This window comes from Pseudomonas sp. UBA6562, from assembly GCF_002434265.1.
Taxonomy (GTDB): domain Bacteria; phylum Pseudomonadota; class Gammaproteobacteria; order Pseudomonadales; family Pseudomonadaceae; genus Aquipseudomonas.
The window spans coordinates 1-15,514 of record NZ_DJJS01000004.1 but is presented as its reverse complement, the minus strand read 5'-3'; the positions used below and the strand labels follow the sequence as shown (position 1 = coordinate 15,514).

Here is a 15,514-nt window from a genome sequence, read left to right as displayed (position 1 = left end):
TGCCAAGCGGTGTCGCACCGCAGCAGACTCGCTGAATTGTATTTATCGTAATCGGATTACGTATAACGTAATTTGCTCAATGCCGGGCGTCAAGCTATAAGGTCGCCACCTCCACCGGAAGAACGCTTCGATGACCCAGCCCCAATCACCTGCCGACAGCGGCAAGCAGAAAGTCCGCTCGGCAGAAGTCGGCACCGACATCCTCAAGGCCCTGGCGCAGCTCGCGCCGTCCACCTCGCTGTCGCGTCTGGCCGAATTCGTCGACATGCCCGCCAGCAAGGTGCACCGCTATCTACAGGCGCTGATCGCCAGCGGTTTCGCCGAGCAGAACCCGGCCACCAACCACTACGGCCTGGGTCGCGAAGCGCTGCGCGTGGGCTTGGCCGCGCTGGGCAGCATCGATGTGCTGAAGGTCGCCGCCGAACCGCTGGCGCAGTTGCGCGACACCCTCAACGAGAGCTGCTTCATCGCGGTCTGGGGCAATCAGGGGGCGACGGTGGTCGGCATCGAGCCGGCCGTACGCGCGGTCACGGTGGTGACGCAGATCGGCTCGGTGCTGCCGCTGCTGGGTTCGTCCACGGGGCTGGTGTTCGCCGCCTACCTGCCGGAACGCGAGATCGCCGAGCTGCGCGAGCAGGAACTGGCCCAGTCCAAGCGCAAGGCCTGCGACTACGAGGCCACCCTCCGGGCCATCCGTACCGAAGGGCTGCACCACATCCACGGGTTGCTGATGCCGGGGGTCGACGCCCTGTCGGCGCCGATCTTCGATGCCCTGGGTCGCATTGCGGCCGTGATGACCGTAGTCGGGCCGACCTCGATGTTCAACGCCGACAGCCAAGGCCCTGCGGCCGAGCGCTTGCGCGCCGCGGCGCAGGCCAGCAGTTGGCGGATGGGTTTCGAACCGGGTTGAGGCAGGGCCGCACACGCCACTGTTACCGGACGTGTAACGGTGATTGTCCGCAAACCGTATTTTTCCAAGGGGGTCGACGGCTTATGCTGCCCCTCCCCGGCCCTTGCACCCCGAACCCCCAGTGACCGGTGCCGGCCGGGGATCCAGGCCGATTTTGAAGCTCCTTGATCTGCCGTCTTCCTTGGCCGCTGCCGGTGCAGCGGCTTTTTTTATGGCTGTGCCTGGCGCAGCTCGCCCCAGGTGGCCTTGTGCGGTAGATGGACCAGCGGCTGCTCGCGTAGCGCCAGGTACTGCTGTAGCACCTGCGCAGGCGCCTGGGTATGGGGGTAGTGGCCGACACCGGGCAGCAGGCTGATCTCGATCCCGGGCAGCACCTGTCGATAGCGCGCCAGCGCCGGCGCGCTGCACAGCGAATCGTCCGCGCCGTTGATGACCGCCAAGGGCACGTCACTCTGCTGCAAGGCGTCGAGCCAGCGTTGGCGGTGAAGCACGCGCTCGCGTGCAAAGCCCATCAGCTTGTGCAGGATGCGCGTGCCGCGGTTGGACAGAATCAGGCTCCAGTAGTCGTCCAGGGCACTCTCGCTCAGATGGGTGTCCAGCCCGTGCGTCTGCGACAGGCTGCGCACCAGGTCCTCCCTGCCGAAGGCACGCCCCACCAACCAACCCAAGGGGCTGAGCAACAGCTTGTGGGCCATTTGCAGAGGGTGGCACTCGGGCAGCAGGCCTGTGCTGAGAAACACGCAGCTGGCCAGCTCGGCGCGGCCTTCGCGCTGCCGTGCCAACAGCTCCTGGGCCACATGGCCGCCATAGTCGTGGGCCAGCACGTGCACGGGCTGGTCGATGCACAGATGCCACAACAGCGCCTGCTGCAGGTCGGCTTGGGCCAACAGGCTGTAGTTGTGGTCCAGGGGTTTGGCCGAATCGCCGAAACCGAGCATGTCACAGGCGATCAGCCGAAAGCGCTGGGCCAGCGGCGCCCATAGGTAGTGCCAGTCCCAGCTGGCCATGGGAAAGCCATGCAGCAACAGCAGCGGTTCGCCCTGCCCGGCCGTCCAGTAGCGCACGCTCTGCCCAGCGAAGGTGAAGGACTGCGCACGTGTGCGCCAGACACAAAGGGGGATTTCGGCGAGGGGCATCAGGCGCGCCCCCCTAGGTCGGTACAACGGGAGGCCATCAAGACTGCACGCATGACGAATCACCTCTTGGCACATGGGTGTGCTCTCGCTCTCGAGGTGGAGTCTAGCCAGGGCGGCCTGGGCGCTGCGTCGCGTTGGCAGCCAGCTTGATGGCCGTACGGGACAGCGGCACGCGCTGCCTGATGGGCGGGCGGCCCCTAGCGTGCTTTCAGGGCGGCCGCGAACTGCGCCAGCCACGGCTCGGCGTCGGTCTCCGGCGTGACCGTTTCGGCGGCGTCCAGACGCAACATCGGCAGCACGGCCTGCACACCCAGCTCGTCGAACAGCTCGCCCATCAGCTCGCCGCCACCGCAGAAGGTGTCGTAGCTCGAATCGCCCAGGCCGATCACCGCGCCCGGCAGGCCGCGCCAAGTGGCGGGCAAGGTGTCCTTGAGTTCGCTGTACAGGTTCACCAGGTTATCGGGCAACTCGCCCATGCCGGTGGTCGAAGTCACGGCCAGCACTGCCTCGGGGGCGAAACGCTGGATGTCGTCGAGCGTGGCGCGTTGGGCATGCCAGGCCTGCAAGCCGGCAGCGGCGAGCACGGTTTCGGCATGGCGGGCGACGTCTTCGGCCGCGCCATAGACCGAGCCGCACAGGATGGCGATTTTCATCGGGAAGGGATTTCCAGAGGTGAATGAAGTCGTAGGATACTGGCTTTCGACACGCGCGAAAAAGCACGCTGCCGGTGTCCCCTCCTTCTTTCAGGTCTTGCCGATGATCAATCCCTACTTGCTGCAGTCGATGGTCGATGCCTCCAACGACGGCATCGTGATCGCCGAACGCGAAGGCGAGGACACCATCCTCATCTACATGAACCCCGCGTTCGAACGGCTGACCGGCTACGCCAGCAGCGAGGCGCTATACCAGGACTGCCGCTTCCTGCAAGGCGAGGACCGCGACCAACTGGCCCGCGTGCGCATCCGCCGCGCCATGGCCGAACACCAGCCGTGTCGCGAGGTGCTGCGCAACTACCGCAAGGACGGCCAGGCGTTCTGGAACGAGCTGTCGATCACCCCGCTGCACGATCCCCTCTCGCAGCGCACCTACTACATCGGCATCCAGAAGGACGTCACCCGCCAGGTCGAGCTGGAGCGCCAGTTGGCCGAGGCGCTGGCGGCGCTGAGCGCGGACCCGGTCTAAGCGCGGCATCGCGCCTCAGGTATCGAGCTGCCCCGCCAGAAACGACCGCAAGCGCCGACGCATCACCGCGCCCTGCGCGCCCAGGCCCGCCACGGGGCCGCCGCGCAACGACGGTTCGGCCGATTCGGACACTTCCCCAGCCAGCGCCAGGGGGCAGGTCAGCCCGCGCGTGGCTTTGGCCAGCAAACCGCCCAACTCGGCCGGCCGGTGATGATGGGCAACCAGCACCAACGCATCCGCCGCGCGCCGTTCGCAGATCAGCGCCAGCTCGGCCAATGGCTGGCCTAAAGGCAACACGGTTACCGCCGTCTGGGCATCGCTCAACAGCAAGCCGGCCACCAGCAGTTCCAGCTTGTGCGCCTGTTCGTTCAGGGGCGCCACCAGTACCTGCAAGCGGCCCTCGACAGGCTGCTCGCGCAATTGCTCCAGCACCTGGTGACGCAGGAACTGATCGAGAAACAGCCCTTCGCTGACCTGGCCATAGGCCTGACCGACGCCGCGCAGCGACGTCCACAGCGGCATCCACACCTGTTCGAACAGCGCGTCCTGGCCCAAGGCCGCCAGGGCCTGCCGGTGCACCTCGGCCAGGCGCAGCCGGTCGAAGTCGGCCAAAGCCGCGCGCGCCTGCGCGTGCCAACCGTCGGCCAGCGCCTGGGTGGCGGCCGTGCCGCGGGCCAGGATGCGTGCGATCCGGCTCACCGGCACGCCACGCTTGAGCCAGCCCTGGATGCTGTGGATGGTGTCGATGTCGGCCTGGCTGTACAGGCGGTGGCCGGTGTCGGTGCGGGTCGGTTGCAGCAGCCCGTGGCGCCGTTCCCAGGCGCGCAAGGTCACCGCGTTGACGCCGGTGTCGCGCGCCACTTCGCCAATGGAGTGCAGCACCGGCTCTTGATGCTGCTGTGCCGGGCAATCTGCGTACCGTTGATTCATGGGACCGATGCCTGCTGTGGAAAGAGCCGCCCAGTGTACGTCGGGCGGCCCGGCGCGGCGAGCGGCGCTGCCCGATGGCGCCCATCCGCCGCGAGGCGGCGTGCCCGCACAGGGGGAAACAGTTCGGGTATGCTTGGCCCCATCGCAAGGACACCACGGTCGACCGCCTCGAACATGAACAGCCCCATCCTTCTCACCGGCGCCAGCCAGCGTGTCGGGCTGGCCTTGGCCCAGGCCCTGGCGGAGGCCGGCCACACGGTGGTCTGCGCCAGCCGCAGCCAGCCGCCGGCGCACCCGAACCTGCTGCACTTCGAAGCCGACCTGTGCCGGGTGGCCGACCGCGAAGCGTTGATCGCCCACCTGCGGCGCCACTGCACCAGCCTGCGCGCGGTCATCCACAACGCCTCGCTGTGGCTCGACGACGGCCTGGACAACCTCGACACCATGTTCCGCCTGCACGTCGAGGCGCCCTACCACCTGAACCTGGCGCTGGGCGAGCTGCTGCAAGGCGCCGGCAAGGCCGACATCATCCACATCTGCGACGAGACCTCCTCGCGCGGCAGCAAGAGCCACATCGGCTATGCCGCCACCAAGGCCGCCCTGCAGAACATGGTGCTGTCGTTCGCCGAAAAGTACGCGCCGCAGGTGCGGGTCAACGGCATCCTGCCCGGCCTGCTGATGTTCAAGCCCGAAGGCGACGAAGCCTACCGCCAGCACGCCCTGCAAAAAGCCCTGCTCGAATTCGAACCCGGCCCCCAGCCACTGATCGAAGCCGTGCTGTTCCTGCTGCAAAGCCAATACAGCACCGGCAGCCAAGTGACGATCAACGGTGGCCGGCACCTGAAGAACCGCATGCTCTGAGCGCCCCATCGGGCCAAGCGCACCATCATCACCGGAAGCCCTACCATGACCCCACAGCAACAGCTCGAACTCGAAGCCGCCGCGTTTCGCCGTTTGGTCGGCCACCTGCAACAGCGCACCGACGTGCAGAACATCGACCTGATGAACCTCTCCGGCTTCTGCCGCAACTGCCTGTCGAAGTGGTACAAGGCCGCCGCCGACGAGCAACAGGTAGAACTCAGCCTCGACGATGCCCGCGAAGCGGTCTATGGCATGCCCTACGCCGAGTGGAAAGCCCATTACCAGAAAGAAGCCAACGCCGAGCAACAGGCGGCGTTCGACCAGAGGAAAGCACCGTGACCGATCTCCTGACCCTGCGCGATTCGCTCAACAGTGGCGAGCATGCCTTCGCGGACACGCTCGCGTTCGTCGCCCAGCACTACCGCTACACACCGCAAGGTTTCGACAACAATGGGCTGGTCAGCGCCGCGGGGCAGAACGAGGGGTCGTGCAAGACCCTTGGCCTGGCGCTGCTGGAAAACTTCACCAAGGACGAGGCGCTGTTGGCGTTCGGCGAGCACTACCGCGATGTGCTGAGCACACCCGAGGGCAGCGACCACGGCAACATCCGTGCGCTGATGAAAGGGGGGCTCGCGGGAGTGACGTTCCAGGCGCAGCCGCTGCAGCGGTTGGACTGAGGTAACGCCTGAACAGGACGGCTACGAGGGGTCGGTACCGCGCAGCAGTCCTTCGAAGAGCGTCGAACCCTTGCGCAGTGGTCCGACGTTCGGTCGCCCAGGCCGGCGAGCCCGGCCTGGGCGCCTGGCGGCTTACAGCTCGATGCAGTCGAACTTCACATCGGTCGCCACGTCGGCGTCGTAGTCGACATCGGCGCGTTCGAAGCCGAACAGGTTGAGGAACTCCTTCTTGTAACCGGCGTAGTCGGTCACTTCGAACAGGTTCTCGGTGGTGACCTGCGGCCACAGCGCCTTGCAGGCGTCCTGCACGTCGTCGCGCAGTTCCCAGTCGTCCAGGCGCAGGCGGCGCTTCTCGTCCACCTCGGCCGGCTGGCCGTCGGTGCGGTACAGGCGCTCGCGGAACATGCGGTTGAGCTGGTCGCCCGTGCCTTCGTGCACGCCCTTCTCCTGCATGATCTTGAACACCATCGACAGGTACAGCGGCATCACCGGGATGGCCGAGCTGGCCTGGGTCACCACCGATTTGAGCACCGCCACGTTGGCGCCGCCCTGCACCTGCGAGGCCAGTTTCTCGTCCAGGCGCAGTGCGGTGTCGTCCAGGTCCTGCTTGGCTTTGCCCAGGGCGCCGTGCCAGTAGATCGGCCAGGTGATTTCCGTGCCGATGTAGCTGAAGGCCACGGTGCGCGCACCGTCGGCCAGCACGTTGGCGCCTGCCAGGGCGTCGATCCACAGCTGCCAGTCCTGGCCGCCCATGACGGTGACGGTGTCGGCGATTTCCTGCTCCGAGGCCGGCTCGATGCTGGCCTCGGTGATGACGTCCTTGTTGGTGTCGATGGCGGTCGACTTGTACGGCTGGCCAATGGGCTTGAGCGCCGAGCGGATCACTTCACCGGTCTGCGGCAGCTTGCGCACCGGGGAGGCCAGAGAGTAGATGACCAGGTCGACCTTGCCGCCCATCTCTTGCTGGATCAGCTCGATGACCTTGGCGCGGGCTTCGTCGGAGAAGGCATCGCCATTGATCGACTTGCTGTACAGGCCTTCGGCCTTGGCGAACTTGTCGAAGGCCGCCGAGTTGTACCAGCCGGCGGTGCCGGCCTTGGTTTCGGTGCCGGGCTTTTCGAAGAACACGCCCAGGGTGTCGGCCTTGAAGCCGAAGGCGGCGGTGATGCGCGCGGCCAGGCCGTAGCCGCTGGAGGCGCCGATGACCAGGACCTTCTTCGGACCATCTTCGCGCACGCCCAGTTTGCGGGTAGCTTCGATCTGATCACGGACGTTGAGCTCGCAGCCCTTCGGGTGGGTCGTGGTGCAGATGAAACCGCGAACCTTAGGATGAATGATGGCCAATGTCTGTACCTCGTCAGGTGTTGAGCAGGCTGCGTTCGCGCGAAGGCGAGCGCATGCGTGTCTGGAATTTCCGGGATTTCTGGGAGGGTGAGACTACACCCGTCCACGTCGCGACACATCTTAAGGGCTGTGCCCCAGGTTTCAAACACTCGCGCAATCGCCACCAATCGCCGGCATTGATTTGAAAAGGCGATCAATCGGCCAGAAAAACAAACTTCTCATGCTCGGCGAGGGCGTGGATGCTGTGGGGCTTTCCAGCCTGTCCAGGGAGCACCGCCATGAACGAAGTCGCCATCGTCGCCGCCACCCGCACTGCCATCGGCAGCTTCCAGGGAGCATTGGCCACGGTCTCCGCCGTCGAGCTGGGCGCTGCGGTGATCCGCCGCCTGCTGGCGCAAACCGGTCTGGACCCGGCCCAGGTCGACGAAGTGATCCTCGGCCAGGTGCTGACCGCCGGCAGCGGCCAGAACCCGGCGCGGCAGAGCGCGATCAAGGCCGGCCTGCCCCATGCGGTGCCGGCCCTGACCCTGAACAAGGTCTGCGGCTCGGGCCTCAAGGCCATCCACCTGGGCGCCCAGGCGATCCGCTGCGGCGACGCCGAGGTGGTGATCGCCAGGGGCCAGGAGAACATGAGCCTGGCGCCCTACGTGCTGCCCAGCGCCCGCACCGGGCAGCGCATGGGCCATGGGCAGATGCTCGACAGCATGATCACCGATGGGCTGTGGGACGCCTTCAACGACTACCACATGGGGATCACCGCCGAAAACCTGGTCGAGGCCTATGGCCTGACCCGCGAGCAGCAGGATGCCTTCGCCGCCGAGTCCCAGCGCAAGGCCTTGGCAGCCATCGGCAGCGGGCGTTTCGACGACGAGATCACGCCCATCCATATCCCACAGCGCAAGGGCGAGCCGACCGTCTTCGCCACCGACGAGCAGCCGCGTCCCGGCACCACCGCCGAGGCCCTGGGCAAGCTGCGCCCGGCATTCCGCAAGGACGGGAGCGTGACCGCCGGCAACGCCTCGACCCTCAACGACGGCGCGGCGGCCGTGCTGCTGATGAGCGTGGCCAAGGCCCAAGCGCTGGGCCTGCCGATTCTGGCGCGCATCACGGCGTACGCCAGTGCCGGAGTCGATCCGGCGGTGATGGGCATCGGCCCGGTCTCGGCCACCCGGCGCTGCCTGGACAAGGCCGGTTGGCAGATGCAGGACCTGGACCTGATCGAAGCCAACGAAGCCTTCGCCGCCCAGGCGCTGGCGGTGGGCCAGGAGCTGCAATGGGACGCGTCGCGGGTCAACGTCAACGGCGGCGCCATCGCCTTGGGCCACCCCATCGGCGCCTCGGGCTGCCGGGTACTGGTGACGCTCTTGCACGAAATGCTCAAGCGCGATGCGCACAAGGGCCTGGCGACGCTATGCATCGGCGGCGGGCAAGGCGTGGCGCTGGCCATCGAGCGTTGACGGCAAGCAAAACTGCGCGCTCCGTATCCAGGCCTCCGATTTCGCTATCCCATTGCAGGCGCGGCCGGTTCGGCGTTCCGATCAGTCATGATGGGCCGGTACTGTCGATCCCATGGCGCTGACACTTTTCCGACAGTGAGTATGCAGTGTCTGGACTCGGGGCGGCGATGCCGCCCATCGCGGCTGAAGCCGCTCCCACAGGGATAGACTGTGCCCAAGTGTTCAGGAGCCACTCCTCCCCCCATTGTGGGAGCGACTTTAGTCGCGATGGCCGGCACCGCCGGCCCAATGGCCGCTCCACGGTGTCAGTCACCACAGGTAAGTCAGAGCGCCCTTGGCCATTCCCCTCAACTCACCCACACCCCTGAGGCATAATGCCGGCCCTCACCTGCCCGGCCCGACGCGCCCGTCGCCCGGCAGCCCACCGAACCGCGCAGGCAGCCCCCCCTTGACCCGAGACCAACTCGAACAGCGCCAGATCCCCTTGTACTTCGCCGCCGTGGCGCTCGCCGCGGTCGTCGGGTTGCTGGCCCCCGGCGCCGCAGCGAGCCTCAGCGGGATGATCGCTCCGGCCATCGCGCTCCTGATGTACGCCATGTTCCTGCAAATCCCCTTCCTCGACCTGCGCACCAGCCTGCCCAGGGGCCGCTTCATGGCGGCCCTGCTGCTGGCCAATTTCGTGCTGGTGCCGCTGCTGGTATGGGTGGGCACACGCAGCCTGGTCGAGCATCCGGCGCTGTTGATCGGCGCGCTGCTGGTGCTGTTGACGCCCTGCATCGACTACGTGGTGGTGTTCACCCACTTGGGCAAGGGCGATGCCCGTTCGATGCTCGCCGCGACACCGGTGTTGCTGCTGGTGCAGTTGCTGCTGCTACCGATCTACGTCACCGCGATGATGGGCCAGGGGATGATGGTACGGCTCACCTTCACGCCCTTCATCGGCGCCTTCCTGGGCCTGATCGCGCTGCCGCTGTTGCTGGCCGTGGCCACCAGCGCCAGCGCCCGGCGCTTCGCCGGCATGGCGGCCTGGGACAGGGCCTGTGCCTGGCTGCCGGTGCCGGCCATGGCGCTGGTGCTGATGCTGGTGGTGGCGTCGCAGATCGGCGAGGTGGTGGCCGATGCGGGTCGGCTGCTGCCGGTAGTGCCGGTGTACGTCGGTTTCGCCGTCCTGGCACCGTGCATCGGCCTGCTCGTGGCCCGGCTGTGGCGCCTGCCTGTGCCGCAGGCACGTGCGCTCGCCTTCAGCACCGCCACACGCAACTCGCTGGTGGTGCTGCCCCTGGCCCTGGCCCTGCCGCCCGAACTGCGCACCCTCGCCGCCGCCGCCGTGATGACCCAGACCCTGGTGGAGCTGGTGGCCGAGTTGATCTACGTGCGGCTGCTGCCGGTGCTGATCCGCCGCTGAGGCGCGTTGACCCCTAAGAGGCCTGCCGCACTGACGGCCAAGCGGCGTCTCACTCCAGCGCAGCCGCAGGCCCGAAGAACTCGAAACGACTTTGCTCCGGCGGGATGCCCAACGCCGCGAGCTGGCGCTTGATCGCCGCCATGAACGGCTTCGGACCAAGGAAATACACGTCCACGTCGCGCTCGACGGGCAGCCATTCACCGAGCAGTGCCTGGCTCATCAAGCCGACCGCCTGGGCAGGCGCGCCGCCATCGTCTTCGGCATAGCAGTAGAACCGTTCGAGCTGCGGGTGCTCCGCCGCCAGCGCATCGACGGTGTCACGGAAGGCATGCACAGCGGCGTTGCGCGCGCAGTGGATGAAACGCACCGGCCGGCCGCTTGCCAGGGCCGCTTGCAGCATGGCCAGAGTCGGTGTGATGCCGACGCCGCCACTGATCAGCACCAGCGGCTTGTCGCTGGCCGTCAGGGTGAAATCACCGGCTGGCGGGAACAGTTGCAGCACATCGCCCACCTGCAACCGATCGTGCAGGTAGTTGGACACCTTGCCGCCTGCCTCGCGCTTGACGCTGATGCGGTACTCGCGGCCATCGCACAGCGCCGACAGCGAATAATTGCGGCGCTGCTCGCTGCCGTCGACGGACACCTGCAAACCGATGTACTGGCCAGGCTCGGCCTTGAGCACCGGCTGGCCATCGACCGGCGCGAAGTAGAAGGACACGATGTCCACGCTCTCTTGTTCGCGGCGCGCCAGCCTGAAGGCGCGGGTGCCACGCCAGCCGCCCATCGCATGCTCCTTGGCCTGATACAGGTTTTCCTCGGCGCCGATGAGGATGTCCGCCAGTTGGCCGTAAGCCGCCCCCCAGGCATCGATCACCGCCGGCGTGGCAATGTCTTCGCCGAGCACTTCCCTGATGGCCCGCAGCAGGCAGCCCCCGACGATCGGGTAATGCTCGGGCAGGATTTGCAGCGCCACGTGCTTGTTGATGATCTGCCCGACCAGGCCGCCCAGCTGTTCCAACCGATCGATGTGCCGGGCGTACATCAGCACGCCGTTGGCCAGCGCCCGCGGCTGGTCGCCATTGGCCTGGTGGGCCTGGTTGAACAACGGACGCACCTCGGGGTGCTCGTCGAGCATCATCTTGTAGAAATGCGTGGTCAGCGCTTCGCCGCCGCTTTCGAGCAGCGGGACGGTGGCTTTGACGATGGCGCGTTGGTCGGCGGTGAGCATGGGTGACTCCTGGGGCAAACATGGGAAACGGATACCCAGGTACTACACAATGCGTGCCAACCACGAGTCCCTTTTAAATCAAGGCTTTAAACGAGGATTGTGTCGAAATGACTCGCTCGCAGCTATAGTCATTTCGACCACGAGGAGTCTTTATGACCGCCACCCCATTGCTCCGTGCTCTGCTGCCCCTGGTCCGCGACCTGTCCCGCGAGCTGCCCGAAAACGAACGCTACCGTCGCCTGCTGCAAGCCCTGCGCGACCTGCTGCCCTGCGACGCCGCCGCGCTGCTGCGGCTAGACGGCGAGTGGCTGGTGCCGCTGGCGGTCGATGGCTTGACGCCCGACACCTTGGGCCGGCGTTTCAAGATCAGCGAGCACCCGCGCTTCCAGATCCTGCTGAGCCAGCCCACCCCTACCCGCTTTCCCAGCGACAGCCCGTTGCCCGACCCTTACGACGGTCTGGTCAACGCTCCGCAGGTCGATCTGCACGTGCACGACTGCATGGGTTGCCCACTGCTGGTCGAAGACCGCCCATGGGGCTTGCTGACCCTAGATGCCTTGCGCCCGGAGCAATTCCAAAGGGTCGAACTGGATGAGCTGCAAGCCTTCGCCAGCCTGGCCGCGGCCACTGTCACCGTCGCCGAACGCATCACCCACCTGGCCCTGCGCGCCGAAGACGAACGCCAACGCGCCGAACTCTACCGCCAGGCCAGCCACCCCGAGCGGCAGTTGGTCGGCCAGAGCGAAGCGCACCGACAACTGCTCGACCAGGTGCATCTGGTCGCGGCCAGCGAGCTGACGGTACTGGTCACCGGCGAGACCGGCGTAGGCAAGGAGCTGGTCGCCCAAGCCCTGCACCAGGCCAGCCTGCGCGCCGACAAACCCTTGATCAGCCTCAATTGCGCGGCGCTGCCCGACACCCTGGTGGAAAGCGAGTTGTTCGGCCATGTGCGTGGCGCCTTCACCGGCGCCCATGGCGACCGACGCGGCAAGTTCGAGCTGGCCCATGGCGGCACGCTGTTTCTCGACGAAGTGGGCGAGTTGAGCCTGACGGTACAGGCCAAACTGTTGCGGGTGCTGCAAAGCGGCCAGTTGCAGCGCCTGGGCTCGGACCGCGAGCACCGCGTCGATGTGCGGGTGATCGCCGCCACCAACCGCGACCTGGCCGAAGAGGTGCGCCAAGGCCGTCTGCGTGCCGACTTCTACCACCGCTTGAGCGTGTACCCGCTGCGGGTGCCGCCGCTGCGCGAACGCGGGCGCGACGTCCTGCTCCTGGCCGGTACCTTCCTCGAACAGAACCGCTCGCGCCTGGGCCTGAACGGCTTGCGCTTGGCCGCCGACGCGCAAACAGCGCTGCTGCGTTACGACTGGCCGGGCAACGTGCGCGAACTGGAGCATCTGATCGGCCGCAGCGCGCTCAAGGCACTGGGCCGCCAAGCCCACCGCCCGCGCATCCTGAGCTTGACCACGAGCGACCTCGACCTGCCTTCCAGCACGGCCATCGCCACGGCCATCGAAACCTCAGCGATACCGTTTGTCGGACAATCCGCCGGTGATTTACGCCAAAGCCTGGACGATTTCCAACGCCATCTGATCCAGCGATCGCTCGCCCAGCATGCGCAAAACCGCGCCGCTGCTGCGCGTGACCTGGGTATCGACCGAGCCAACCTGAGCCGCCTGTGCAAACGTCTGGGCATCGACTGACACGCCAATTATTCGACCGTTAAATATTTGGCGCGCCAGACAAACTGGTCGTTTCGGTCAGTGCTACCTATACATTTTTAACGATCTGTAACAGGGCTGTTACGGGTTCGTTCGCGCACGCGGACGAGCAGGATTGGCCGATCACCGCCGTGCGGTGTAACAGCCCTCCATCCAGCAGGGAGCACATATGGATAACATCGTCGTCGCCGACAAAAGCACCGAACAGCTGTCGCAATCCGCCTGGGGCGACCTCAGCCTCAACCAACCCAGCCTGGTGCAACTGCCGGTCTCGCCCGACCGTGTGGCCAATGTGGTGCGCGATGGGCAGAACCTGGTGGTCACGCTCAAGACCGGGGAAAAGATCACCCTCGGCAACTTCTTCGTGGTCAACGATGCAGGGATCGGCAACGACATCGTCTTCGTCGGCGAAGACGGCACGCTCTGGCACGGCCTCTACGACGCCGACGCCTTTACCGGCTTCACCTTCGACGACGTCGCCTCGCTCGACCAGCTCATGGCCGGCCTGGGCGAAGCGGGCAATGCCACGCCTACCTTCGCCATTGCCGGGCTAGGCCTGCTCGGCGCCGGCGGCGCCGCAGCGGCTGCCGGGGGCGCTGCCGGTGGCGGTGGTGGCGGCGGCGGCGGCGGTGCCCCAGTGGACACCACGGCCCCGGCCGCTGCGACCGACCTGCTGGTCAGCGCCGACGGCCTGCGTTTGAGCGGGCGTGGCGAAGCCGGCAGCACCGTCAACGTGCGCGACGCGGCGGGCAATCTGATCGGCAGCGGTACGGTGGCCGGCGATGGCAGCTTCGACATCGCCTTGGCGCCGGCCCAGGCCAATGGCGAAGCGCTGGGCGTCAGCCTGACCGACGCCGCTGGCAACACCTCCGACTCCGCTACGGTCACAGCGCCCGACATCACCGCGCCGCAACCGCCCACGGACCTTGCGATCGACCCCCAAGGCGCGGTCGTCTCCGGCACCGCCGAGCCGGGCGCCAGCGTGGTGGTGCGTGGCCCGGACGGCAGCCTGCTCGGCAGCGGCGTGGTGGCTGGCGATGGCAGCTTCAGCGTCACCTTGCAGCCTCCGCAGACGGGCGGGCAGCCCTTGCAGGTCAGCGTGACCGATCCGGCCGGCAACACCTCCGGCAGCACGGTCATCGCCGCGCCCGCGACCAACACGCCACCCGACACCAGCGCGCCGGACGCACCCACCGACCTGGCCGTAAACGCGGGCGGCAGTCAATTGAGCGGCCGCGGCGAAGCCGGCGCCACCGTCAGCGTGCGCGATGCCCAGGGCAATGTGATCGGCACCGGCACCGTAGGCGCCGATGGCAGCTTCACCGTCGTGCTCGATCCTGCCGTGATCGATGGCAGTGCCCTGCAAGTGGACCTGACCGATGCCGCAGGCAATGTCTCGCAACCGGGCTCGGTACTGTCGCCGGACTTGACCGCACCCGCCCCGCTGACCGATCTGGCAATCGCCAATGGCGTCACCCTGACCGGCACGGGCGAGCCTGGCGCCACGGTCCAGGTGCGCGATGCCGCCGGCAACCTGATCGGCAGCGGCACCGTCGGCGCCGACGGCGGGTTCACGCTGAACCTCAACCCGGCGCAAGCGAACGGCGAGATCATCGATGTGCGCCAGACCGATGCGGCGGGCAACACCTCCGTACCGGTGACGTTCCAAGTCCCCGACATCACCGCCCCCAATGCTCCGACCGAACTGGCTGTCAGCGCCGACGGAACGGTGCTGACCGGCCGCGCCGAACCTGGCAGCACCGTGCGCGTGGTCGATGCGCAGGGCAACGTGCTCGGCACGGCCACCGTCAACGCCGCCGGCAGCTTCGCGGTCACGCTCGCGCCGCCGCAGATCGACGGCCAGGCGCTGTCGGTCACTGCGCAGGATGCGGCCGGCAACACTTCGGCCGGCGTGGCGGTGACGGCGCCCGATGTGGACGCGCCGGTCGATGACACCGCGCCCGATGCGCCCACCAACCTGGTCGTCAGCCCAGGCGGCAGCCAGTTGAGCGGCCGTGGCGAGGCCGGTACCACCGTCAATGTGCGCGATGCCCAAGGCAATGTGATTGGCACCGGGACCGTGGGCACTGATGGCAGCTTTACCGTCGTGCTCAATCCCGCCGTCATCGATGGCAGCGCTTTGCAAGTGGACCTGACCGATGCCGCGGGCAATGTCTCGCAACCGGGATCGGTGCTGTCGCCAGACCTGACCGCACCTGCCCCGCTGACCGATCTAGCAGTCGCCAATGGCGTCACCCTGACCGGTACCGGCGAACCTGGCGCCACGGTCCAAGTGCGTGATGCCCAAGGCAATTTGATAGGCACCGGTACCGTGGGTGCCGATGGCAGCTTCACTCTTGCCCTTAATCCAGCTCAGGCCAATGGCGAATTCATCGACGTGCGCCAGACCGACGCGGCAGGCAACACCTCCGTGCCGCTGGCGTTCCAGGTGCCCGACATCACTGCGCCTGCTGCCGTCACCAATGTGGTGGTCGGCGCCGATGGCGTGACGTTGTCTGGCCGTGGCGAAGCAGGCGCCACCGTGCAGGTGCGCGATGGCAACGGTAACCTCATTGGCACCGGCACGGTGGCCGCCAATGGCACCTTCGTGCTGACCCTGGATACTCCAGTGGCCGCAAACCAAGCCATCGCCCTGACGCAAA

The 15,514-nt window shown here is 66.9% G+C and carries 14 protein-coding genes; 9 read left to right on the top strand and 5 right to left on the bottom strand.

Features of this window, described 5'->3' with window-relative positions; translation table 11 throughout:
* Positions 1-130 precede the first annotated feature (130 nt).
* Positions 131-910, top strand: coding sequence for an IclR family transcriptional regulator (locus B4M43_RS04245; RefSeq protein WP_296264512.1), 780 nt, complete (start codon positions 131-133; stop codon positions 908-910).
* A gap of 209 nt (positions 911-1,119) precedes the next feature.
* Here the strand turns inward: B4M43_RS04245 and B4M43_RS04240 are convergent, their stop codons facing one another.
* On the bottom strand, positions 1,120-2,046 hold the full coding sequence (locus B4M43_RS04240; protein WP_296264510.1) for an alpha/beta fold hydrolase: 927 nt from the start codon (positions 2,044-2,046) through the stop codon (positions 1,120-1,122).
* A 197-nt stretch (positions 2,047-2,243) separates the two neighbouring features.
* A complete protein-coding gene (locus tag B4M43_RS04235) occupies positions 2,244-2,699 on the bottom strand; it encodes a flavodoxin (RefSeq protein ID WP_296264508.1) in 456 nt (151 codons plus the stop codon).
* A gap of 103 nt (positions 2,700-2,802) precedes the next feature.
* Between B4M43_RS04235 and B4M43_RS04230 the strand changes: the two genes are divergently transcribed.
* Positions 2,803-3,228: a PAS domain S-box protein gene (locus B4M43_RS04230; RefSeq protein ID WP_296264506.1), complete on the top strand. Its 426-nt coding sequence runs from the start codon at positions 2,803-2,805 to the stop codon at positions 3,226-3,228.
* 15 nt (positions 3,229-3,243) lie between these two features.
* Here the strand turns inward: B4M43_RS04230 and B4M43_RS04225 are convergent, their stop codons facing one another.
* The gene (locus tag B4M43_RS04225; protein ID WP_296264503.1) at positions 3,244-4,158 is read right to left on the bottom strand and encodes a MerR family transcriptional regulator; all 915 of its coding nucleotides are present in this window, start codon (positions 4,156-4,158) and stop codon (positions 3,244-3,246) included.
* Between the two features lie 129 nt (positions 4,159-4,287).
* Between B4M43_RS04225 and folM the strand changes: the two genes are divergently transcribed.
* Genes folM through B4M43_RS04210 form a run of 3 tightly spaced genes read left to right on the top strand, consistent with a single transcriptional unit; the run spans position 4,288 to position 5,696 of the window.
* A complete protein-coding gene (folM, locus tag B4M43_RS04220) occupies positions 4,288-5,019 on the top strand; it encodes a dihydromonapterin reductase (RefSeq protein ID WP_296264501.1) in 732 nt (243 codons plus the stop codon).
* 45 nt (positions 5,020-5,064) lie between these two features.
* Positions 5,065-5,358, top strand: a complete 294-nt coding sequence (locus tag B4M43_RS04215) for a DUF1244 domain-containing protein (protein WP_296264499.1) — start codon at positions 5,065-5,067, stop codon at positions 5,356-5,358.
* Positions 5,355-5,696, top strand: coding sequence for a HopJ type III effector protein (locus B4M43_RS04210; protein WP_296264498.1), 342 nt, complete (start codon positions 5,355-5,357; stop codon positions 5,694-5,696). The genes B4M43_RS04215 and B4M43_RS04210 overlap by 4 nt, the downstream gene beginning before the upstream one ends.
* A gap of 132 nt (positions 5,697-5,828) precedes the next feature.
* Here B4M43_RS04210 and fabV read toward each other — a convergent pair whose 3' ends face one another.
* The gene (gene fabV, locus B4M43_RS04205) at positions 5,829-7,040 is read right to left on the bottom strand and encodes an enoyl-ACP reductase FabV (RefSeq protein ID WP_296264496.1); all 1,212 of its coding nucleotides are present in this window, start codon (positions 7,038-7,040) and stop codon (positions 5,829-5,831) included.
* Positions 7,041-7,318: 278 nt separating this feature from the next.
* Here fabV and B4M43_RS04200 point away from each other — a divergent pair, with 278 nt between their 5' ends.
* Positions 7,319-8,497: an acetyl-CoA C-acetyltransferase gene (locus B4M43_RS04200; RefSeq protein WP_296264495.1), complete on the top strand. Its 1,179-nt coding sequence runs from the start codon at positions 7,319-7,321 to the stop codon at positions 8,495-8,497.
* Positions 8,498-8,945: 448 nt separating this feature from the next.
* Positions 8,946-9,902: an arsenic resistance protein gene (locus B4M43_RS04195; RefSeq protein WP_296264493.1), complete on the top strand. Its 957-nt coding sequence runs from the start codon at positions 8,946-8,948 to the stop codon at positions 9,900-9,902.
* A 49-nt stretch (positions 9,903-9,951) separates the two neighbouring features.
* Here the strand turns inward: B4M43_RS04195 and hmpA are convergent, their stop codons facing one another.
* Entirely contained in the window at positions 9,952-11,130 is a 1,179-nt protein-coding gene (hmpA, locus tag B4M43_RS04190) for an NO-inducible flavohemoprotein (protein ID WP_296264491.1), read from the bottom strand.
* A gap of 152 nt (positions 11,131-11,282) precedes the next feature.
* Here hmpA and norR point away from each other — a divergent pair, with 152 nt between their 5' ends.
* A complete protein-coding gene (norR, locus tag B4M43_RS04185; protein WP_296264490.1) occupies positions 11,283-12,833 on the top strand; it encodes a nitric oxide reductase transcriptional regulator NorR in 1,551 nt (516 codons plus the stop codon).
* Positions 12,834-13,020: 187 nt separating this feature from the next.
* A partial coding sequence (locus B4M43_RS04180; RefSeq protein ID WP_296264488.1) for an Ig-like domain-containing protein occupies positions 13,021-15,514 on the top strand: 2,494 nt, incomplete at its 3' end.